21 protein-coding genes are annotated in these 22086 nt (G+C 58.3%); 8 read left to right on the forward strand and 13 right to left on the reverse strand.

Annotated elements, in window-relative coordinates; genetic code table 11:
• Window positions 1-69: 69 nt before the first annotated feature.
• Together M0G74_RS09325 and M0G74_RS09330 are read right to left on the reverse strand one after the other, a co-directional pair.
• On the reverse strand, window positions 70-864 hold the full coding sequence (locus M0G74_RS09325; protein WP_248216328.1) for a DUF2807 domain-containing protein: 795 nt from the start codon (window positions 862-864) through the stop codon (window positions 70-72).
• Window positions 865-984: 120 nt separating this feature from the next.
• Window positions 985-1404, reverse strand: coding sequence for an HIT family protein (locus M0G74_RS09330; RefSeq protein ID WP_248216329.1), 420 nt, complete (start codon window positions 1402-1404; stop codon window positions 985-987).
• 368 nt (window positions 1405-1772) lie between these two features.
• Between M0G74_RS09330 and M0G74_RS09335 the strand changes: the two genes are divergently transcribed.
• The 3 genes from M0G74_RS09335 to tcdA all read left to right on the forward strand — a co-directional run bounded on the left by M0G74_RS09335 (window position 1773) and on the right by tcdA (window position 3843).
• Entirely contained in the window at window positions 1773-2204 is a 432-nt protein-coding gene (locus tag M0G74_RS09335; protein ID WP_248216330.1) for a hypothetical protein, read from the forward strand.
• Window positions 2205-2425: 221 nt separating this feature from the next.
• A complete protein-coding gene (locus tag M0G74_RS09340; RefSeq protein WP_160153919.1) occupies window positions 2426-2890 on the forward strand; it encodes a peptidylprolyl isomerase in 465 nt (154 codons plus the stop codon).
• Between the two features lie 125 nt (window positions 2891-3015).
• Window positions 3016-3843: a tRNA cyclic N6-threonylcarbamoyladenosine(37) synthase TcdA gene (gene tcdA / locus M0G74_RS09345; RefSeq protein ID WP_248216331.1), complete on the forward strand. Its 828-nt coding sequence runs from the start codon at window positions 3016-3018 to the stop codon at window positions 3841-3843.
• Between the two features lie 44 nt (window positions 3844-3887).
• Here the strand turns inward: tcdA and M0G74_RS09350 are convergent, their stop codons facing one another.
• The 6 genes from M0G74_RS09350 to M0G74_RS09375 all read right to left on the reverse strand — a co-directional run bounded on the left by M0G74_RS09350 (window position 3888) and on the right by M0G74_RS09375 (window position 11014).
• Window positions 3888-5495, reverse strand: a complete 1608-nt coding sequence (locus M0G74_RS09350) for an aminotransferase class V-fold PLP-dependent enzyme (protein WP_248216332.1) — start codon at window positions 5493-5495, stop codon at window positions 3888-3890.
• 177 nt (window positions 5496-5672) lie between these two features.
• A complete protein-coding gene (locus M0G74_RS09355; protein ID WP_248216333.1) occupies window positions 5673-6458 on the reverse strand; it encodes a TatD family hydrolase in 786 nt (261 codons plus the stop codon).
• 275 nt (window positions 6459-6733) lie between these two features.
• Window positions 6734-7609 (reverse strand): SDR family NAD(P)-dependent oxidoreductase, encoded by an 876-nt coding sequence (locus M0G74_RS09360; protein WP_248216334.1) that lies wholly within the window; start codon window positions 7607-7609, stop codon window positions 6734-6736.
• Complete coding sequence (locus M0G74_RS09365; protein ID WP_248216335.1) at window positions 7606-8616, reverse strand: SDR family oxidoreductase; 1011 nt, start codon at window positions 8614-8616, stop codon at window positions 7606-7608. The genes M0G74_RS09360 and M0G74_RS09365 overlap by 4 nt, the downstream gene beginning before the upstream one ends.
• Before the next feature lie 60 nt (window positions 8617-8676).
• Entirely contained in the window at window positions 8677-9654 is a 978-nt protein-coding gene (locus tag M0G74_RS09370; RefSeq protein ID WP_248216336.1) for a bile acid:sodium symporter family protein, read from the reverse strand.
• Window positions 9655-9667: 13 nt separating this feature from the next.
• Window positions 9668-11014 (reverse strand): NAD(P)-binding domain-containing protein, encoded by a 1347-nt coding sequence (locus M0G74_RS09375; RefSeq protein WP_248216337.1) that lies wholly within the window; start codon window positions 11012-11014, stop codon window positions 9668-9670.
• A gap of 194 nt (window positions 11015-11208) precedes the next feature.
• Here M0G74_RS09375 and M0G74_RS09380 point away from each other — a divergent pair, with 194 nt between their 5' ends.
• Window positions 11209-12195, forward strand: coding sequence for an AraC family transcriptional regulator (locus M0G74_RS09380; protein WP_160153926.1), 987 nt, complete (start codon window positions 11209-11211; stop codon window positions 12193-12195).
• A 98-nt stretch (window positions 12196-12293) separates the two neighbouring features.
• On the forward strand, window positions 12294-13838 hold the full coding sequence (locus M0G74_RS09385) for a helicase HerA-like domain-containing protein (RefSeq protein WP_248216338.1): 1545 nt from the start codon (window positions 12294-12296) through the stop codon (window positions 13836-13838).
• Between the two features lie 143 nt (window positions 13839-13981).
• Here M0G74_RS09385 and M0G74_RS09390 read toward each other — a convergent pair whose 3' ends face one another.
• On the reverse strand, window positions 13982-14503 hold the full coding sequence (locus M0G74_RS09390; RefSeq protein WP_248216339.1) for a hypothetical protein: 522 nt from the start codon (window positions 14501-14503) through the stop codon (window positions 13982-13984).
• A 12-nt stretch (window positions 14504-14515) separates the two neighbouring features.
• Window positions 14516-14698: a hypothetical protein gene (locus M0G74_RS09395; protein WP_248216340.1), complete on the reverse strand. Its 183-nt coding sequence runs from the start codon at window positions 14696-14698 to the stop codon at window positions 14516-14518.
• Between the two features lie 50 nt (window positions 14699-14748).
• Between M0G74_RS09395 and M0G74_RS09400 the strand changes: the two genes are divergently transcribed.
• The 3 genes from M0G74_RS09400 to M0G74_RS09410 all read left to right on the forward strand — a co-directional run bounded on the left by M0G74_RS09400 (window position 14749) and on the right by M0G74_RS09410 (window position 18947).
• A complete protein-coding gene (locus M0G74_RS09400; RefSeq protein WP_248216341.1) occupies window positions 14749-15324 on the forward strand; it encodes a hypothetical protein in 576 nt (191 codons plus the stop codon).
• A 627-nt stretch (window positions 15325-15951) separates the two neighbouring features.
• Complete coding sequence (locus M0G74_RS09405; protein WP_248216342.1) at window positions 15952-17085, forward strand: M14-type cytosolic carboxypeptidase; 1134 nt, start codon at window positions 15952-15954, stop codon at window positions 17083-17085.
• Between the two features lie 62 nt (window positions 17086-17147).
• Window positions 17148-18947: a M28 family metallopeptidase gene (locus M0G74_RS09410; RefSeq protein ID WP_248216343.1), complete on the forward strand. Its 1800-nt coding sequence runs from the start codon at window positions 17148-17150 to the stop codon at window positions 18945-18947.
• An 87-nt stretch (window positions 18948-19034) separates the two neighbouring features.
• Here M0G74_RS09410 and M0G74_RS09415 read toward each other — a convergent pair whose 3' ends face one another.
• The 3 genes from M0G74_RS09415 to M0G74_RS09425 all read right to left on the reverse strand — a co-directional run bounded on the left by M0G74_RS09415 (window position 19035) and on the right by M0G74_RS09425 (window position 22039).
• Window positions 19035-19517: a phosphate-starvation-inducible PsiE family protein gene (locus tag M0G74_RS09415; RefSeq protein ID WP_248216344.1), complete on the reverse strand. Its 483-nt coding sequence runs from the start codon at window positions 19515-19517 to the stop codon at window positions 19035-19037.
• Window positions 19518-19609: 92 nt separating this feature from the next.
• Window positions 19610-21244 carry an AMP-binding protein gene (locus M0G74_RS09420; RefSeq protein WP_160153932.1) on the reverse strand — a complete coding sequence of 545 codons (1635 nt, stop codon included), beginning with the start codon at window positions 21242-21244 and terminating at the stop codon, window positions 19610-19612.
• A gap of 495 nt (window positions 21245-21739) precedes the next feature.
• Window positions 21740-22039: an SCP2 sterol-binding domain-containing protein gene (locus M0G74_RS09425; RefSeq protein ID WP_248216345.1), complete on the reverse strand. Its 300-nt coding sequence runs from the start codon at window positions 22037-22039 to the stop codon at window positions 21740-21742.
• Between the last annotated feature and the right edge of the window lie 47 nt (window positions 22040-22086).

Here is a 22086-nt window from a genome sequence, read left to right on the forward strand (position 1 = left end):
GCCACCCCAAAAAAAAGCGCGAACCGGAAAGGTTCGCGCTTTTTTGCCGACTTATACGTCTACCGGGCTTCAATCCACCAGCGCCACATCCCCAGAACCCATAACGGAGAAGGATTCACTGGCGGGACGCTTGAGTACGATATCGCCGGATCCCATCACTGCACCTCCGGCTTTAGTGGCGCTTAGGGTACGTCCCATGAAATCCCCGGAGCCCATCACCGTGACGTTCAGATTGGCCACTTTGCCGCCAATGGCCATATCACCGGAACCCTTGATCTGTGCGGAGAAATCTTCGCCGATAAAATTCTCCATTTTGATATCGCCAGAGCCGGTGATGTTCGCTGCGCCATTCACCGCCAGCACCGTGGCCAGGAATATATCGCCAGAACCTGTCACGCCTGTGCTCAGGGACTCTGCCGCCACTTTCTCCACGCGGATCAGGCCGGAACCCGTGACTCGCAAGTCGAGCTTTTCGCTCTCCAGGGTGTCCGCATGGGCATCACCAGAGCCCGTGACACGAATGGCGCTGACCACCGGAAGGGTTACGCGAAATTCCACATCGGGCTCGGTACTCACGGTCACCACACCCAGCAGGCTTTTACTGTTGGCCTCTACCGAAAGCTCCAGAGTACCGGAATCGGCATCCACCTCCGCTTTGGCGTGGGTCAGGTCTTTTTCAACACCGTGGGCGGTCACCGAGAAAGTAGCGCCCTGCACCACCTTGAGGTCAGCGCCCCCCTTGAGGGCGATGGCCGTGAAACCATCCAGCGCAAATGACCGGCTGGCGTCCTGCGCATGGGCAACACCCGCCCCCAGTGCAAGAGCGAGCAAAAGAGATGAAAAAAACGACAGTCTGGAGAACATGATCAGAATACCTGTTTATGTTAATTGCTACTGTGACGCCAGAAGCGCGGCGTTTGGATGCAGCCACCACCGTTTTTTTAACGGATCAGCGGCCACAACTCACTCCGAGCTGTCCCGCGATCAGTCCGCACTATCCCGGTATCCCAGTGCAACCAGCGCTTCACGCAACTTGGCGGCCTCTGCCGCCAGCACCGCGGGCTCCGCGGGCTTTTGCAGGGAAAAATCCAGATCCGCAATCTCGTTGATGGGCACCAGGTGATAGTGCGTATGCGGCACCTCGATACCGGCCACCATTACCCCCACCCGCTTGGGCTGGTATACCTGCTTCTGGGCCTTGGCCACCTTGCTCGCCACGGCCATCAGGTGGGCGGAAGTGTCTGCCGGCGCATCGTCCCAGTGGTTGATCTCCTCCACCGGTACCACCAGGCAATGCCCGGGCTTGATCGGCGCTATGGTCATAAAGGCCACAACGCGCTCGTCGCGCCACACAAAATGTCCTGGCAGGTCGCCGTTCATGATCTGGGTGAAAATACTCGCCATTGGATGCCTCACATAAGAGCTGGACAAATACCCTGGCCGTCCACCGGAGGCCGCGGGTAAAGAACTGGAAACCAACTAGTCTACCAGCGGCAGCAGAATCTGTACCAGTGAAGCAACAGACGACGCCCTATAGCACCAAATTAAACGCATTCTCAACAACCCGTGGAAGACTGTGACAATTTCATGCTGATTCGTTGGCAGGGGTATGTCCTTCCCGTAATCTTGCCGCCCATATCGCGACAGGCAGCTCCAAGCCCTCGCCGAAGGCCGGTCTCACACCTCCGGACACTGCGGCGAACGTCAAGAATTGAGGCAAAACGGGCGCCGCCGCAACGCACTGATTTACCATCTCACAGGGGGATCTACCAATGCCGAGAGTTGTATCCAGCAGTACGCAAAAACTAGCGCAGATGCCGCTGGCCGATCATTCCGGCAGCGCCAGCCAGGGTATTCTGCAGCAGCTCGGCGGCCGCCAGTTTGTCGATGACACCGTCGGCGAGTTCTACCAGGCCATTGGCAAGTATCTCGCGCCCCAAGATACCGAGGACCACGGCAAGCAGCGCAATCGCCAGGCACAGTTCCTGAACCACGCACTCTCCGCACAGCCAGAACCAATTCATAGCGCTCGCGCCAGTTTCCTGGCGCGCGGCCTGAACCCGGCACTGTTCGAAGCCCTGCTGGAATACCTCGAGGCGCAGCTGCTGGAACTGGGCTTTTCCCCCTGCTTCAGCCAGCAGCTGGTAACCACCGCCAGCGACCTGTACCACAGCTGCGAAGCGCCCCTGTCTATCGCCTGTTGAGGCGCAGGGGCCCGTGCCAGCCCCCACCTCCTGTCATCCGCCCCTGAGCCACCCTTCCCCTCCCACGGCTCAGCCGCGGGTAACCCGGCCCCGCGCCTTCGGTTGCGGGCGCTGGGGTCGCCCCATACAATGCACCCTCACACAGCCTTTAATCCCCGTTTGCTTTTCCTTCTGTAAGCGGTAAGCGCTACAACTCACTCTCAAGATACAAGAGACTGCTAATGAAAATTGCTAACCACAGTGTGGTGGAGATCAACTACACCCTGAAAGACGCCGAAGGTACCGTGATTGACTCCTCCGAGGGTGGTCAACCGCTGAAGTACCTCCAGGGTGTGGGCAACATCATCCCCGGGCTGGAGAAGGAAATGCTGGACAAAAGCGCCGGTGATAAATTCAACGTCGTGATTGCCCCGGAAGAAGCTTACGGCCCGCAAAATCCAGAGCTGATCCAGACCCTGCCCAGCAGCGCCTTTGGCGGTGTCGAGAAGCTGGAGGTTGGCATGGCCTTCCGCGCCCAGAGCACCGACGGCCAGCCGATCGAAGTGGAAGTCATCGATGTCGACGGTGACCAGGTAACCATCAACGGCAACCACCCGCTGGCGGGTGTCGAGCTGCACTTTGATATCGAAGTGGTTTCCGTGCGCGAAGCGACTCCGGAAGAAGTAGACCACGGTCACGTACACTAAGTACGCAGACCGGGCGGGACGTCACCGGCGCCCCGCTCTCCCTCTCGGCCAATCCCTGCTCTGCGGCGCAATCGCCTTTTGCCTTCTCGGGCGCTTTCTCGGGAAGCAGTTCCGGACATTACCCCATGCCTCTCTCCACGCCAACCAGCACCGATTCCACCCCTCCCCTCAGCAACGAATACCAGCAACGGTTTGGTGGCATTGCCAGGCTTTACGGTGTACAGGCGCTATCAAAACTACACGCCGCCCACGTGGTCGTCATCGGTATTGGCGGGGTGGGCAGCTGGACTGCAGAGGCCCTGGCGCGCAGCGGTATCGGGAAATTGACACTCGTCGACCTGGACGATATTTGCATCACCAACACCAATCGCCAGATTCACGCACTGACGGACACTGTGGGCGATATCAAGGTATCGGTGATGGCGGATCGGTTGAAGGCGATCAATCCGGAAATTGTCGTGAACACCTGCGAAGACTTTATTGCCAGCGACAATTTTGCGGAAATTCTCTCTCCCGAACGGGAGGCCATCGATGTCGTCATCGATGCGTTTGACAATGCGCGAGTAAAAGCCGCCCTGATTGCCTACTGCAAGGCGCGCAAAATCCGTTTGATTACCGTCGGCTCTGCCGGTGGTAAAAAAAATCCCGCGGGCATTACCTGTGCGGATCTGGGGCGCACGGTCAGCGACCCCATGCTGGCGAAGGTGCGCCAGCACCTGTATCGCTTTCACAACTTCCAGAAATCCAGCAAACGGCAGTTCGGGATCGATGCCATCTATTCCGCGGAGCCGATGGTTTACCCGCAGCCGGACGGCCAGGTATGCCAGCAGAAAGGCGCCATGCAAAACGGGGTAAAACTGGACTGCAGTGGCGGCTTTGGCGCGGCTACAATGGTGACGGGCACTTTTGGATTTGTAGCTGCGTCACGGGCCATTGAGCGGATCTTGCGCTAAATCAGATCCGCCGGACAGTCGCTTCCAAACCTCAGTCCCCAGCCTCAAACCATCAATGCGAAGGCGCGCTCCAGCAACGCACGAAAGCCATTGCTGCGGGACTCGCTCAATTGCTGTGCCAAGCCCAGCTCCACAAACAACGCTTCCACTTCCGCCCTATTTTGTGCCGCGAGATTTTTCCCGTTCAGCTGCAATAACAGCAGCGCACCCAGGCCTTTGACGATCCGGCTGTCGCTGTCGAGACCAAACCAGTTTCTATCGTCCTCACAGCGGTGCACCAGCCAGGCGCTGGACTCACAACCGCGCACCAGATTGGCGTCAGTGCGGATACTGGCCTTACCGGAGATCTGCTTGCCCCAGGCCATCAGGGTGCGGTACCTGTCCTGCCAGTTCTGGCGGCTGCGCAGCAATTCCAGATCCAGCATCGAGAGGTCATCCACTACCCATTCCGACGCGCCGGGTTCCGCCAGATTTTGGACTTCCAACGCAGCCGGGATACTCGCGTCTTCGCGGTCGAGCTGCCGCACAAACTCTTCCACCGCGGCAACAAACTTGGCGACATCTTCCGCGTTATTGTACGCGGCCACCGAGGCCCGCAAGGTCGCACTGTGACCGGCGGCGCGCATCAGCGGTTGCGCGCAGTGGTGCCCAACACGCACCGCAATATCACGCCCATCCAACCACTGCATCAGATCGACTGCCGCACAGCGCGGATGGGTAAATGAGGCGATGCCGAGATTATTTTCCGCACTGCTCAGCAGGTTCACTTCAGGAATCCGCGACAAACCTGCATGTAAGTCTCGCAGCAGTTGCTGCTCATGAACGGCCATGGCCGTGCGATCCTGCGCGCTGAGAAACGCCATACAGGCGCCCAGTCCAGCGATCGCTGCCAGAGAGGAGGTTCCGGCTTCAAATTTGTGCGGAAGATCGGCGTAATGACTGGAGTAGAGATCCACATCTGCAATCATCTCGCCGCCCCCTTGCCAGGGTGGCATCTGTTGCAATAACGCCTCACGCCCGTATAAAAGCCCAATACCACTGGGGCCATAAAATTTGTGCGCTGAACAGACAAAAAAATCGCAGCCGATCGCCTGCACATCAATGCGATCGTGCGCCGCCAACTGGGCACCGTCCAATACCCACACAAGGTCCCTGGAGGCAAGCGTATTACGCACTCGTTCCAGGTCCACCCGAAAACCGAGCGCATTCGACCCCGCGGTAACCGAGACAATTTTCGTGCGCTCATTCAACACTTCCGCCATACGGTGGAACTGCGGGATTCCGCGCACGTCGGGCAGGTAGCGGATTTCCAGCCGGTAGCGCTCCGCCATCATTTGCCAGGGCACCAGATTCGCGTGGTGCTCGGCCGTCGTCAGCACAATTTCATCACCGGGCTGTAAACCAGCGCAAAGACTGTTCGCCAGCAGGTTCAAGCCTTCGGTTGCCCCCCGAGTGAATACCACTTCCCGTGCACTGAGCGCGCCAAGAAATTCCGCGGCGGCGCTTCGGGTCTGCTCGACCATCGCCGTGGCCTTGCGGGCGAGACGATGACTGGAGCGGTGCGTGTTCGCGTTACTGTGGCAATAAAAATCGGCAATCGCCTCAATGACACAGGCGGGTTTCTGTGTGGTCGCCGCGTTATCCAGATACACAAGATCACGATTTTCCGACTGACTAAACAGCGGAAATTGGGATTTGAATTTCTCTGGTGAAAATCGTTGGGGAGGGAAACTCACGGGCGATGACTCACAGGCAATAGCTTACAGACAATGGCTTACAGCAATAATGATGGAAAACAAAACTTCCGGTAACGGAAACACTGGCAACCCTCATATGCCAAACAGCGCCCGGGCATTGTTACCGGTCTGAGCGATAACCGCCGCTGAAGAAATACCGCGCAAATCTGCCAGTATGTCTGCCACTGCTGGCAGATATTCCGGACTATTGCGTTGCCCCTGGCGGCCCGCATGGGGCATATCTGGCGCATCGGATTCCAGTAGCAGGGACTCCAGCGGCATTGCCGCAAGCGCGGCTCGGGTTTTGGCTGCACGGGGATAGGTGATGGTGCCACCCACACCCAGATAAAACCCCAGTTTCCAGTATTCCTCGGCAATTTCCCGGCTGCCGCTAAAGGCATGGATCACACCACCGCAAGGCAGGTAACACTGTTTCAACTGCCGGATGATTTCATTGTGCGCGCGCACGCAATGAATAATCAGTGGCAACTTCAGCGCGGCGGCCGCCTCAATCTGGGCCTTAAATACCGGCAACTGGTCTGCCAGCGGTGTTTCAATATTGGCATCCAGACCGCACTCGCCCACCGCCACACAGCGATTGGCACCCGAGCGCTCCCGCCCTACCCGCTCAACAATGGCAGACGCCAGGCGCTCGGGGGCAATGGCCAGTTCTTTCACCCACCAGGGGTGTACACCCACTGCGCCATACCAGCCCGTCTGGGTGTTCACCAGCGCAAACAGATGTCGCCACTGGGGGATGCTGACCCCCGGGATCACCATTCCCTGCATACCCAACACCTCGCATCGCGCCCAAACCTGCTGGCGGTCAGCAGCAAAGGCTTCGAAATCGAAATGACAGTGGCTGTCGATTAACGGCATAACAGGGACGCAGTTGACGCGATGAATCCATCGAAACGGCCACAGGAAAGCACAGCGCTCTCCGAACCGGTATTTGAGGGGAATTTTAGGCCGAGTATCGCAGAATTGCGATGGGCGCCACTCGCTGACCAGCGAATGGCGATGGGGAATTGCAGCGGCGAGAGAGCAGAACTGCCTGTGTGGAAAGCGCTCCGCGCAAAGAGCACGCGGAGAACGATGGGAAACCAGCCACTGCCCGTATGACCGCGGGCAGCACACTCGATTTAGTCAGCGCATCAATTGGCCTGGTTGGCCAGCTTGCGACCCTCTTCCAGCTCGACCTGGAAGTTTTTCACCATCTGCCGCAAGAACAGCCCCGGGGCCAGTTTGTAGAGATAGGCCCCCAACAGGCTCTTATCCCGGGGAAACAATCGCTCTTTCCCTGCCGCCAAAGCCTGCACAATCTTCCCCGCCATCCAGGCCGCACTGCGCACCTGCCCGATGGTGCTCTGGGCGTGCTGCGCGCGGCCGCCATCCCCCGAAAGGGCGTTGCTATCAATGTTGGTCGCCACAAAGCTCGGGTATACCATCAATACCCTGACGCCCTGTTCGCGGACTTCTTCACGAAAGGTTTCAAAATACTGGTGCAGTGCACTTTTAGCGGCGCAGTAACCCGCCCGGCCCAATACCGGCATCCAGCCCGCCATAGAGCTGATATTGACCACGCAACCACCGGCCGCGCGCAACTGTGGCATCAGTCCTTGCGCCAGCTCCACCGGCGCGTGGTAATCCACTGCCATGACACGACGGATGACCGCATTGTCGGTCTGCGTCGACAGGCTCCGATGGGTGATGCCCGCGTTATTCACCAGCAGATCCACCCGCGGGTAAAGTACCCGCAAGCGATCGCACAGCGCAGCAATGGACTGCTCACAGGAGAGGTCAGCAAAAAAGACATCGGCATCAATATCCTGTGCCTCCAGCTCTCTCGCCCTTGCCGCCAGCGCCTCTTCATTGACGTCCACCAGGCCAAAGCGGATAGGTCCGCCACCCTGGTGCGATTTCACCAGCGCCTGCACCAGCGCCCAACCGAGTCCGCCGGCGGCACCAGTGACCACGAATACACGCACGCTATTCGCCGGGGGAGCCTGGCATTCAGATGGCACCTTCATACCTCCACTCCCACCGAATCAGCGACGGACACCGGTGGCAACTCGGCCTGCAGCGGAGTACAGCGGGTCATATCGACCTCGACACCCAGCGCTTCCCGCGCAAAAAAGGCGAATGTTTCCGCAGACGTTTTCTGCGGTATGTAGCCCAGGTCTTCCTTGAGGCTGGTGTTTAACAGTACCGGGCGATACTGCAGGAACATCACCTGCGCCGGCTGCACATTCCCAAGACGCAACTTGAAACTGATACCCAGCAATAACTTCAGCAACCACACCGGTGGCCGGAGGCGGGGCTTGCCCAGCAAGTGGGCGATTTGCGCCGGTGTCAGGGCGCCGTCGCCGGCCAGGTTGTAAATGCCCGCCGCGCTACGTACCACACCGAACTCAATCGCCCGGATGACATCCTGGTCCCAGATGAACACAAACGGTGAATTGTGGCCGCCGGGGTCGAGAATGGCCCGCCCGGAAAACAGCTCACTGATTTTACTGTTGGTCGTTGCACCGATAATGGAACAGGGCCGGAAGATCAATTGCTTCAGCTGCGGATGCTTGTGGCGGTATTCCGCCAGCATCTCCTCGACCAGGCGCTTGTGGTCGGAGTAGGCGAATTCCGGGTTGCCCCGCAACAGGTGAGTTTCCTCGAGCCAGGGGGCATTGTCGGCGTGGTAACCATAGGCGGCGCCACTGCTGGTCAGGGTCAGGTGCTCAACGCCCGCACTCACACAGGCCTCCAGCAGGTTGCGGGTTCCCTCGACATCGATGCGGTATTCACGCTCGCGGTCACGTCCCGGCGAAACGACAGACGCCAGGTGCACCACATGGGTAATACGCTCGGCGCGCATCAGCTCCGCCAGCGCAGCATCACAGATGTCCATCACAAACAGCGGAAAGGCAACTTCCCGCTGCTGTATATCCACGCCGACAACCGACATCGCTTCGCTCAGCAACGCCCCCAGCTGGCTCCCCACGTAACCGGCTGCGCCGGTAATCAATACCCGTTTATCGCTCATTACTACTGCTCTTATTATTTTGCACGCGCCCGCACTATCCGCGGCACTGCGAATGTTCGCCTACTGCGATTTGGAAACGCCTGCGGCGGGGCTGGCCAGTGGCGCAATCGATTTGCGCTGGCTGAAGTTCCAGTAGCCCGCGAGGCAGAGCCCCGACACCAGGTGCCAGACGCCCCAGAAACCGGCGATCACCAGCATTTCACCGGCGCCGGGATAGAAGGTAAACAGAATCGCCAGGGCCAACCCCGAATTCTGGATCCCCACCTCCATGGTCACGGCGCGGCGATCCCCCTGGGGCAACCCCGTGGCGCGACTGGCGAGATCTCCAATCAGGAATGCCAGGGCATTGTGCGCGATCACCAGCACCAGCACCGAACCCGCGATCTGTACCGCGGTCTGCCAGTGCTTGCTGAAAGAGAGCACTACAAACAGCAGGAACACCAGCAGTGAGGCGGTGCGGAAGTAGCGTTCACTGCCTTCGGCAAAGCGGGGAAAGCGCGCGCCAATCAACATCCCCAGCGCCATCGGCAGCGCCAGTACCAATACCACCATCAGCACCATATTTTCAGCCGGCAGGGCGATTGCCTGCAGGGCTTCACGGGTGTGGGGGTTGAGGCTGCCGTAAAGGGCGAAGTTGAAGGGTGTCATCACCACCGCGGCAAGGCTGGATATGGCGGTCATGCTCACGGATGTGGCCACATTGGCGCGGCCAATCCAGGTCATCACATTGGAAAAGGTGCCCCCGGGGCAGCAGGACACCAGAATCATGCCCAGCGCCAGGCCAGGACTGATATCCAGCGCCCAGGTGGCCAGGCAGGTGATGGCCGGCAGCAGCAGAAACTGTGCCACCAGGCCGGTGACCGGAGCCACCGGACGGCTCAGTACCCGGCGGAAATCCGCGGTGCGCAACCCCAGGGATACCCCGAACATCATAAAAGCCAGAATTGCGTTCAGGGCGATCAGGGCAGCGGGCGACATCTGGAAACTGTCCAGGGAGCTGCTGAGAGAAGCAGAGACTACAGGGTTTAAATCGTTCATGGTCCTGGCGACCTCAAGGGGCCGCGGCGGCCGGATTGGCTGAAAAACGTTCAGTATCCGCAACCGAGTAGTCTTTCAGCAAGTCCCGAGTGTGACCAGCCAGTGCCTTCAGGTAGGTATCCTTGTGCACGTAATACGCCATGCGCTCAAGCTTCAGGTATTGCATGCCACCGTCGGCACGGCTGCCGGCCTCGGCACGCTTGACCTGCTTGAGCTTGCGCGCGGATTCCGCACCCGCCGCCAATTGCTTGATGTACAGGGCCACCATTTCCGCCTGACGGTTGCGCCCTTCCCATCCGAGACCTGCAGCCTCCACCATGCCCATCAGGAAAAGATTGTCGTATTCCGGGTGGAAGACGTTCAGGTACAGGCGCGGCGCAAATTCGTCCCAGTTCAACTGGTCGCGATCAATAAACGGGTAGTGCAGCTTGTAACCGGTCGCCATCAGAATCAGGTCGTACTCACCGCTGCTGCCATCGGTGAAGGTCACCCTATGGCCGTCGACTTCCGAAATATCCTTCCGCGCCTTGATATCCCCATGACCGATATGGTGCAGGATCAGGGAGTTAATCACCGGATGGGATTCAAACATCTTGTAATCCGGCTTGGGCAGGCCGTACTGCTCCGGTGTCCCGAGCATGAACTTCGACAGGGCCGCACTGATACGCTGCTGGATAAAGCGCGGCAGCTTGACCTTGCCGCCCACAGCATCGGTTGCCTTGCCGCCGATAAACTTTGGCAGGAAGTAATAGCCCCGGCGCAAGCTGATATCCACGCTGGCCGCACGGTGTGCCGCATCGACGGCGATATCCGCACCACTGTTGCCACAGCCCACCAACAACACCCTTTTACCGTCAAAGATGGCCGGATCGCGGTAGTCGGATGAGTGCAGCAGCTCGCCGGCAAAATCACCCGGCAGTTTCGGCATATTCGGATGGTGCAAAGTCCCGTTGGCGATCAGCAAGCCACCGAAGGTGCGGGTCTGTTCCTCTCCATTACAGCGAGTGGTAATCTGCCAGTCATCTCCTGACCGCTCACAGTGCAGCACCTCGGTGCCAAACTCGTAGTGGCGGTAGAGGTCGAACTTCTGCGCGTAGGCCTGAAAGTATGCTTTCAGCTCACTGTGATGGGGGAAAAGTGCCACCTCGTCTGCCATGGGGAATTCGGCAAACTCGGTCATTTTTTTGGACGAGATCAGATGCGCGGATTCGTACATGGTGCTGGTGGGGCTGTCGATATCCCACAGGCCGCCCACGTCGCTGTGGATCTCAAAGCCCACGCAAGGGATTCCGTGCTTGCTCAGATTGCGCACACTGCACAGCCCCATGGGGCCGGCACCGATAACGGCGAAGGGTTTCATTATTCTTCTCCCAGTTCGAGTCTGCCGGTTGAGCAACAGTGACGTTAATCGCCGGCCGCGGTCAATCACACGGCGCTCCCGGATTAAAATCCCGTGACTCACTTGCCAATTCACGTTGGCGTTCAATATAACGTGACAACAGAAAGCACCGTCGTCATAATCGGGCAGTATCTGGTTAATTTCGGACAGCGATTTTGAACAAAGCCGACAGCAGAAGCGTCACTTTAAGCTATACCCGGGCAATTATAAGCGCTCTCGAGCGCCTGCAGCTCACACTCCCACCTGAGGCCAAGCAGCTCCTGACCTCCATTAACGAGGAACAGCGGGTGCCCATGCAGGTACAGGAGGAAATCTGGCTGGCGGTACAGGAGGCACACCCGGACCCCCTACTCGGCATTCGCCTCGGCCAGGCCATGCAGGGCAGCCAGATGGGACTGGTGGGTTACCTGCTGATGACCCAGAAAAACCTCGGTGCAGCCCTCGAACAATTGCTGATCTACCACCCGTTACTGGGAGAAGGTGGCCAGTTTGAAATGCGCCGCGGCAGCTTTTATGTAGAACTCTGTTACCGACCCAACTATCTGCGCTGCGCACGTTTGCGGGTGGAAACCGTGCTGTCGATCTGTCTGGCCCAGGCCCGCGCCATGACCGGCCGCGAATTCAACCCCCAGAGCGTACAGTTCGCCTACCCCACCCCCTCACTGGCGGTACAACAGCAGTACCAGCAATTATTACAGGCGCCGGTACAGTTCAACGCGGAAGCATCCGGTATCCGCCTGCGTCCGCAGGACCTGGAAATCCCCCTGGTCGCCGCCGACCGACAGGTGATGGCAAGACTGAAGCCGGAAGCCGACGCGCTCCTCAAGGCACTCACCAGCAAGAGCCTGCAGCTGCGGGTGGCGCATTTACTGCAACAGGAGCCACAGCTGAGCCGGGAACAGGTAGCAGAACAGCTGTGCATCAGCCCGCGACACCTGGGCCGCAAGCTACTGGAAGAAAACGCCAGTTTCCGCGCCATACAGGATGAGGTGCGCAGCCACTACGCCTGCCAGTGGTTGCGGGAAGGTGAGAAAACCAACGTGGATATCGCGGCGGCGCTGGGCTATTGCGATGAAAGCGCCTTCGGCAAAGCCTTCCGGCGCTGGACCGGCCTCTCCCCCAAGGCGTTTAAAAACCGCTGAGTCAACGCATGGGGACAGGCCCGCCAAGAATCGCTGACCTAAAGTTAGATGGTAGCGCCGGGGGAACACCCGGCAAGACCTGCCCACAGGAAGATTCCATGTCCGCGCCGCCCGACGCCAAACTGTCCCAGCAGTCCAAACAGGCCCCGGGGGCACAATCGCCAATAGTACTGGGGCTGGCCCCCACAGCCAGCCTTCCCCCGAACACCCCGGCCCCAGACACCCCGGCCCCAGGCAGCCCGGCCCCAGGCAGCCCGGCACCAGCAGTGTTACTGCCGCAAATGCTCAGCCGCCACGGCATCATTTGCGGTGCCACCGGCACCGGAAAAACCGTGACCCTGCGCTATCTGGTTGAACAATTGCGTGAGCGGGGCATCGCCACCATGGTGACCGACCTCAAAGGTGACCTCAGCGGCCTCGGCGCGGCCGGCGGCGACAGCGACAAAGTGCAGCAGCGCCTGCCACTCTTTGGTCTGGACCAACACTATTACCGGGCCTTCCCTCTCAACCTCTGGGGCCACGGTGGCCTGCCCATGCGTACCACACCCAGTGAGCTGGGGCCGGAATTGATCGGGCGTATGCTGCAATTGAATGCAAACCAGCAGGGACTGATGCAGCTGCTGTTTCACATCGCCGACCAGCAGGGACTACTGCTACTCGACTGGAAAGACCTGCTCGCGCTGATCAACTACGCCGACCTGAACCGCAAAGCGCTGCTGCCGGAGTACGGCACCATCTCTCCCGCCAGCCTAGGGGCGATAAAGCGCAAGTTCCTGGCACTGCAGACCCAGGGCGCCGACCCCCTCTTCGGAGAGCCGGCCCTGGATCTCAACGACCTGATCCAAAGCGATCACATTCACCTGCTGGACGCCAGTGATATGCAGCCCGCGGTGTACAGCATTCTGCTGCTCTGGCTGCTGGCAGAGCTCTACGAAAACCTGCCGGAAACCGGCGATAGCGCACTGCGTTTGGTACTATTTTTCGACGAGGCGCATTTGCTGTTTGACGACTTGCCGAAAACACTCCGCGAAGAAGTGGAACAAATCGTCAAGCTCATCCGCTCCAAGGGCGTGGGCATTTTTTTCATCACCCAGAATCCTCTGGATATTCCCGAGGACATACTCGCCCAGCTCGGCAACCGGATACAGCACGCCCTGCGCGCCTACACCCCCAACGAACAGCGCGCAGTCAAGGCCGCCGCCAACAGCTTTCGCACCAACCCGCATATGGATACCGCGAAAGTCATCGGTGAGTTAGGCGTCGGTGAAGCGCTGGTATCCTGCCTGGACGACAACGGCGTGCCGTCACCGGTAGCGCGAGTGCTAATCCACCCACCGGCCAGCCGGCTGTCACCGCTCAACGAGCGAGAGCGGGCCGCGTTGCTGAAAGCCTCACCACTGAAACCGAAATATGCCCAGAAGCTGGATCGGGAATCGGCCTATGAACAGTTGCAGCAACGCCGCGCACAGCTGGAACAGACCGAAAAATCCGTAGCGATGGAAAGCCGCCCCGCCAAGAAAGTGGCGACGTCAACAAGTGCACTGGAAAAATCGTTTAACCAGATGGCCACCAGCTTCGGGCGTCAAGTGGGTCGAGAACTGATGCGGGGATTGATGGGCGCCCTCACAGGGCGCAAACGCTAGCCATTGTGACGAAAAAACTGCGTTAAATACGGCACCGCCGGGGGCCGGGACGCCAGTAGCTGGGCGGAGACGCATTGCGTGCGCCGCCAGCCCAGACAGCAGAGATGAGCGCCCAGAACAGGGCTTCTTCACAATCGCGTGTGTTAGCGGGCTACTGTAGCCTGCTCTTGCGTGCGGGCCTGTTGCAGTGCTGCCAGGTCCTGCAACCACAGAATATCGGCGACCGCCACGCGCTGGCCGGTAACACGGGCCAGGGCGCTGGTGACCTGATCCAGTTTCTGCGCATCGGACTCGTTTGCGTCAAAGCCCTGCTCACCGGTTACCGCCTCCAGGGGCAGCTCAATCCAGGCCTGGCCGTTCTGGTCGATCACCGGTTTGCCGTCTTCTTTCGGTGCATCCGCCGCGGTCAGGTGGCGATCAATGGCTGAGCTACCACCGGCAGGCAGGTAAATGGTGCCGTTGGTAAAGTCCACCGCAAAGGCCACTACACCGGGCAGAATACCAAACAACAGGCCGGCACCGTCCAGAATCACCACCACCGGATCCACCCGGCCACCAGACTGCCCTTTGCGCTCGGGGTAGAGGAAATAGCCACAGGCCGTCAGGTTCAGCAGCAGGGTCAACAGGCAGGAAGCGGCAATACCGCGCTTGATGGATGATTTCATGATTTTTATTCCTTAGGTATTCCGATAGATGGCGGCAAGAATACCCGATTTGTCATCAGCGCCGAAAGTGGCGCCAATTGTATCTTTGTGCACCAGGTCGCAGGCTTTGCCGAACATCGCCGGTATTCTCACTGTGATCTGGCAAAGCGGCCCCCGGCCAGCCATAACCTCCGCGCAATCCCGGGTGATTTTCATCCAGCGCTGCGCAAAAGGAAATCAAGTTGGGGCCCAACGGAGAAACGATCATGCCTTTATTCCTGCGCTTCAGTGCCCTGGTTCTTATTTTGGGCCAAGCCTTGCTGATAACCTCCTGCGCCGCTCCCGGCCAGACGCGAGACGAACAGCGCCAACATATTCAACAGACCGAACGCCAGGTGCTTGACGAGCTCTACCGCCTTAAGCCAGACCTGCGCAGCGATCTCGCCCGCGCTCCGGGGTATGCCGTATTCAGCAACGTCAACGTCAACCTGTTGTTTGCCAGCGCTTCCACTGGCTACGGGGTCGCAGTCGGCAAGTCCGGTGAACGCACCTATATGAAAATGGGTGAAGTGGGTGTCGGCCTCGGGCTCGGGGTGAAGGACTTCCGCGCTCTGTTTGTTTTCGATTCTCCCGAAGTAATGAACCGGTTTGTGGAACACGGCTGGTCTTTCGGCGGCCATGCGGATGCCGCCGCCAAGGCACAGGACAAAGGCGTCGCCGTTGGCGGTGAGGTAGTGGCAGATGGCATGCGTGTCTACCAGTTGACAGAAAGCGGGATCGCACTGCAGGCCACCCTCAAAGGTACCAAGTACTGGAAAGACGGCGAGCTGAACTTTGATTGAACCGCTGAGTGCACGGCGGACTGAACCGCGAATTCAGCCACCACCAATCGCACCCAGGCACGCAATGGCACTACCTGTATAAACTGTCTAAAAGGTAAACGTTTTTGCGCCAAGTTTCCGTTTTGGACTCGGCCTCTGCAAATGCCTGCCTAAACTTTAAACAGCACCTGCTGAGGAATGTCAGGGAGCAGTAAAACGTTTCTGTTGGTGCAGTAGTGGTAAGCACCGCGCAGCGACCGGGGCAGTGAGAAGTCGTCATTGGTCAGACGCCAGAAATTTTAGGGAGCAGTAGTCTCAGCAGGTGCCGCCATGGAATGGCAGAGGCGCGGCGTTCGCAAGAGCGTCGCGCCTTTTTAATTTCCGACAGGTTATTTCCTGTTTTTTCTGGCTGTCACCCTGCCGGATAAACACACCGGTAAATACAGCGCCACCAATCTTCTCGCAACCCACAGCGTCAAAATTTTGTTCTCATAAAATCGCAACCAGCAGTGATTTCCTTCAAGCTGTCGTGGACTATCCTGTTTTTTTGACTCGAAGCTGTATCCTAAAGCCAGAACAAACGTCACTGTTTTCAACGTTAACCACTTTCTCAACCACTTCCGCCCAAGATTACTGTGGAGCTCACGCATGCACATCAGCAGCGCCTTTGACAGCGGCAACATCAAAGTCATCAATAAAAACAGCAGCCCAATCGAACTGGCCATCCGAATCGACAACCAGTCGGACTTTTACCAGTGGTTCCACTTTCGCCTCGAAGGTGAAGTAGGCAAATCCTATCCGCTGCGAATTGCCAACGCTGGCAAAGCCGCCTATCCGGAAGGCTGGGAAAACTATCGGGTTTGCGCTTCCTACGACCGCCACAATTGGTTCCGCATCGATGCCGAATATGACGGCAAGGTGCTCGATTTTACCGTTGAGCTGGATCAGCCGAGCATCTACCTCGCGTACTTTGCGCCCTACTCCTGGGAGCGCCACCTGGACCTGCTGGCCTGGGCCCAATCCGACGAGCGGGTAGCGGTTGAGACCCTGGGGCAGACCCTGGACGGGCGCGATATGACCCTACTCACCATCGGCAACCCGAAAATGGCCAAGCGCAAGGTGTGGATGATTGCCCGCCAGCACCCCGGGGAATCCATGGCGGAGTGGTTTGTTGAAGGCTTCCTGGAAACCCTGCTGGAAGAATCCAACCCCAACGCGCTCAGCCTGTTGCAAGACACGGTGTTTTACGTAGTGCCGAACATGAACCCCGACGGCAGTGTACGAGGCCACCTGCGCACCAACGCCGCTGGCGCCAACCTGAACCGGGAGTGGCAATCGCCCAGCATGGAACGCAGCCCGGAGGTCTACCTGGTACGGGAACGCATGCTCGCCACCGGCGGCGATATGTTCCTCGATATTCACGGCGACGAAGCCCTGCCCTTCAATTTTGTCGCCGCCTGTGAAGGCATTCCCGGCTACGACGAGAAACATGCCGCACTGGAAAATACCTTCAAGCAGGCGTTTGAAAAAGTCAGCCCGGACTTCCAGACCGAGCACGGCTACCCGCTGGACAAACCCGGCGAAGCCAACATGACGGTGGGAACCAACTGGTGTGGCCATCAGTTCCGCACCCTGGCCCTCACACTCGAAATGCCATTCAAGGATAACGACCAGCTGCCAGACCCGGTTGAAGGGTGGTCACCGGCACGCTGCCGCCAGCTTGCGCGGGACATGCTGTTCCCGATCCGTGAAACCCTCAGCGTGATGAATAAGGCGGAATAACGCACACAGCGCTGACGCACTGAACTCAACCAACACATATAAAACCAACAAAAGGAAACCCCATGCACCTGCCAACCCATTGGCGAAGACTGGCGCTACCGCTGGCCTTTTCCGGACTGGCCGCCATCAGCGGCTGTAGTAAAGACAGCAACACCCAGGCTCCTGCCACTGCCACTCCGGTGGAGCAGACCAGTGAACGAGAAGCGCCGGTGGCAAAAGACATGCCGACCGCCGAGGTGATCAACAAGCCCACCCTGAGCGACGCGGAACAAACCGAAGTGGCAGAGATGGCGAAAGATCTGCACAGCCACATCGCGGTACTGGCCTCCGACAAATTCCAGGGCCGCGCCCCCGCCACCGAGGGTGAGGAACTGACGGTCAATTACCTGGCCGACGAATTCAAGAAACTCGGCCTGCAGCCAGGTGCGACCGACGATCAGGGCCAGCCCAGCTGGTTCCAGCAGGTGCCGGTGGTCGAGATGCAGATCGAAAGCACCCCGCTGGAGATCAAGGGCGAGAACTTCGACAAATCCCTGCAGCCGCTGACCGACATGGTGGCGTTTACCCAGCGCCAGATCCCCGAGAGCCAGCTGAAAGACAGCCCTCTGGTTTTTGTGGGTTACGGTATTGTCGCCCCTGAAAACGACTGGAACGATTACGCGGGCCTGAACATGCAAGGCAAGACCGCGGTTATCCTGGTGAACGATCCCGGTTACGCCACTCAGGACAAGAACCTATTCAATGGCAACGCCATGACCTACTACGGCCGCTGGAGCTACAAGTTTGAAGAAGCTGCGCGCCAGGGTGCGGAAGGCGCCATCATCATCCACGAAACCGGCGCTGCTGGTTATCCCTGGGAAGTGGTCAGTGGCAGCTGGTCCGGCGCCCAGATCAGCCTCGCGGCGGACGACAAGAATGCCGACCGGGTTGCGGTTGAGTCCTGGATTACCGGCGATGCCGCCAAGGCACTGTTTTCCGCCGCTGGCCTGGACCTGACCCAGGAAATGAATGCCGCCAAGCAGAAAGGCTTCCAACCCAAGCCGCTTAACCTGACAGCCAGCATTGACCTGAAAAGCAAGGTGCGCACCTCCAACTCCCGCAATGTGGTGGCCAAGGTGCCCGGCAGCAAACATCCTGACGAAGCCGTGATCTACACCGCGCACTGGGATCACCTCGGTGTAAACGATAACGCCGAAGGCCAGGACCACGTGTTTAACGGCGCCGTCGATAACGCCACCGGCACTGCCGGCCTGTTGGCCATGGCACGCCAGGTCGCCAAGCTGCCCCAGGCCCCCGAGCGCTCCATGGTGTTTGTGGCGGTAACCGCCGAAGAATCCGGTCTGCTGGGTTCCAAATACTACGCGGAAAAACCGGTAGTCCCTCTGGAGAAAACCGTAGCCGGTATCAACTTCGATGCCATGGGCGTGCTCGGCCCCATGCGCGATGTGATTGTGGTGGGCTACGGCAACAGTGAGCTCGAGAAAATGCTGGAAGCCGCTGCGGCCAAACAGGGACGTTACCTGGCACCGGAAGACCACCCGGAGCGCGGTTACTTCTACCGCTCAGATCACTTCAGCCTGGCCAAGAAAGGCGTGCCCATGCTGTATTTTGACTCCGGCACCGACAGCTTCGAACACGGCCGCGAGTGGGCACAAAAGAAAGGTGAGGAATATACCGCCCACGCCTATCACAAGCCCGGTGACGAGTATGACCCCCAGTGGAACCTGGAGGGAGCCGCGCTGGACCTGGCCCTGGGCCTGGATCTCGGCCTGGCGCTCGCCAACAGCCGCGACTGGCCTAACTGGTACCAGGGTAACGAGTTCCGCGCGATTCGCGACAAAAGCGCAGACACTCGCAAGTGACTCTCTAGTAACTTACTAGTAATCCCCTACCCGTTCACAAAAAAGCCCGGTATTTCCGGGCTTTTTTGTGTATTCCAGACAGACTACCTACTTCGCCGGCTCCCGCCGTTCTTTTTTCGCCACCAGCCAATAGGTCACCCCCAGAGACAGGGTGACGACGCCGATGCCGAGAATGTACATGACGTCGAGATCATCCAGGTCCATCACAATCACTTTCCGCGCAATTGCCATCAGTGCCGTAGCCAGCACCAACTGCACCGGTATGACATTGGTCCCCAGGTACAGCCGAATATTCACGAAAATCTCGATCGCAATCAGTACCAGCATAAAGGCACCGAACACATCAAAGAGGTCATTGTGATCCAGCAAGAAAACCGGTGGCGTGGATAAGCGCTGGTACATCACCAACACCACATCCGCTACGGCCCACAAGATGACCAGCGCCATCAGGATTGCCAGCACTCGCACCGAACTTCTGATTGCCACATGCAGAATGCGGACCAGAGGATCCTCGTGCTCCTTTGGCAGCTCGTCGTGTATCAGCTCATGGGGATTGCGTTTTTCGTCCATATCGCGCCTCTGATTAACTCAGTTACTTATAGCGCAATCAGAGCCCTTGCGAGCAGGCACAAAAAAGCCCGCTAGTAGCGGGCTTTTTCTTATCAGGCCGGTGTGGCCTCGACTTTCTTCAGTTCCTCGTCGCGCAATTCGCGGCGGAGAATTTTGCCAACGTTGGTTTTTGGCAGATCCTCGCGGAATTCGATATTTTTAGGCACCTTGTACGCCGTCATATTCTCGCGACAGTAGCTCACCACTTCTTCCGCGGTGAGAGAGTCGTCGGCTTTCACCACAAACAGCTTCACGGTCTCGCCACTACGTTCATCGGGAATGCCGACAGCCGCAGCCTCGGTTACTTTCGGGTGGGCGCTGACGATGTCTTCGATTTCGTTCGGGTAAACATTGAAGCCGGAAACGATAATCATGTCTTTCTTACGATCGACAATTTTGATGTAACCGTCATCCTGGATCACTGCCATATCACCGGTTTTCAGCCAACCTTCGGAATCGATGGTATCGGCAGTGGCTTCCGGGCGCTCCCAGTAACCTTTCATTACCTGCGGGCCGCGAACACACAGCTCACCCGGGGTATTGTTCGGCAAGTCGTTGCCATTCTCATCGGTCACCTTGACCTCGGTACCGGGTACCGCAATACCGACGGTGCCAAGCTGTACTGCATCGGCAGGGTTGAAAGAGACAACCGGGGAGGTTTCCGTCATGCCGTAACCTTCGGTCACGACGCAGCCGGTCATCTGCTCCCACTTTTCAGCCGTTGCACGAGTCAACGCCATGCCGCCGGAACAGGTAGTGTGCAGTTTGCTGAAATCGAGATCGGCAAAACCCGGCGTGCGCATCAGGCCGTTAAACAGAGTGTTAAGCCCCACAAAACCGGTGAAGCGCTTGCCCTTCAGGGATTTCACGAAACCCGGCATATCCCGCGGATTGGGAATCAGCAGCGAGTGGTTACCGGTGGTGAGCAAACACATGCAGTGAATGGTAAAGGCGTAAATATGGTAGAGCGGCAGAGGCGAAATATAGTACTCCTCGCCTTCCTTCATGGAATCACCCAGCGCTTCACGCACCTGCTCCATGTTCGCGACCAGATTGCGGTTGGTCAGCATTGCACCTTTGGCGACGCCGGTTGTACCACCGGTGTACTGGAGTACCGCGATATCTTCCGGTGAACGCTGTACATCCTGGTGCGATTTGGCAGCGCCCGCAGACAAGGCCTCGCGGAAATCAACGCGATTGGCGAAGCTGAATTCCGGCACCATTTTCTTGATGTATTTGGCAACGCTGTTAATCAGCAGGCGTTTGACCGGCGGGTGTAAATCGGCAATTTCAGAAACAATAACCTGCTCTACGCTGGTCTCGGGAATGACAGCCGATGCGGTATCCGCAATGTTCGCCAGCACCACCAGCGCCTTGGCGCCGGAGTCATTCAGCTGGTGCTTGAGCTCCCGCTGTGTGTACAGCGGATTGGTGTTGACGACTGTCAGACCTGCGCGCAGCGCACCGAAGACGACAACCGGGTACTGCAGCACATTTGGCAATTGCACCGCGATGCGGTCACCGGGCTTCAGATTGGTATTGTTCTGGAGATAGGAGGCGAAGTTGGCGCTGAGTCGGTCGATATCACCAAGGCTCAGAGTATGCCCCAGGCAGGTAAATGCCGGCCGGTCTGCGTATTTGGCCGTGGCACTGGTAAACACGTCGAGAATACTGCGATCGATGTCCAACTTATTTCTCCCAATCTGTTGTTTTTGTGGTGATGTCCGCCAGCGCGACCAACACCTGATACCCGGGATTATCGTTCAAGTTACAGACCGAAGATACGCTTCCAGCGCCAGAAGCACGGATGTACGGGTTAAGCGCGCCAGACAAACCTGAATTCCAGGTAGCACAGCGCTGCACACCAATCACCTTCAAGCAGGCGCTAGCAGCACGCAGGACTAACCCGCGTCACATCTTCATGTCCGTATATAGTTGAAATCCCCTGGCTCAGGCATTGCGGACAGACAATTATTGTAAGTTTTGTTAGTTATCCGATGAATAGTAGCGAATTAGGCAAATAACCCGCCTGAATTTTAGTAGCCAATTCCGATCCCCAGCTCCGCAGGTCATTGGACCATTGATCCGGTAGCGCTTCTATTCTGCCGGAGGTAATCGGCTTGTCATTTCGAAGCCGTGAATTTTGAAAGCGTCAATTTTGGAAAGCTTCAATTTTGAAAGTTTCAATGGGCGGCAAAGAGGTCCGCCAGCGCCGCTGCCAACTCCCGGTTACCTGTGTAGCGAATATCTCCGAGGAGGAACGCGTGCCTCGCGCTCAATTCGCCATCGATAATGTCGTTCAAGGTTTTGTACGACATCTCCAGTTCCAGGTCAGGCGCTTCAGTGAGCCCCATCGCCTGCACTGCCTCAACGGCCGCTGCGGTGTCGCAAGAAGCGACTGAGCCGCCGGTGCGCGGGCTTACCTGCAGGTAAAAATCGCTGCCATCCGGCAATCGAAACTGTACCCGAGTGGTACTGGGCAAACAAGTTAGCCGCTGCAGCCGATCAAGGATTTGCGCCGGTAGTTGCA

This window comes from Microbulbifer sp. CAU 1566, assembly GCF_023156515.1.
In the GTDB taxonomy this organism is placed as follows: domain Bacteria; phylum Pseudomonadota; class Gammaproteobacteria; order Pseudomonadales; family Cellvibrionaceae; genus Microbulbifer.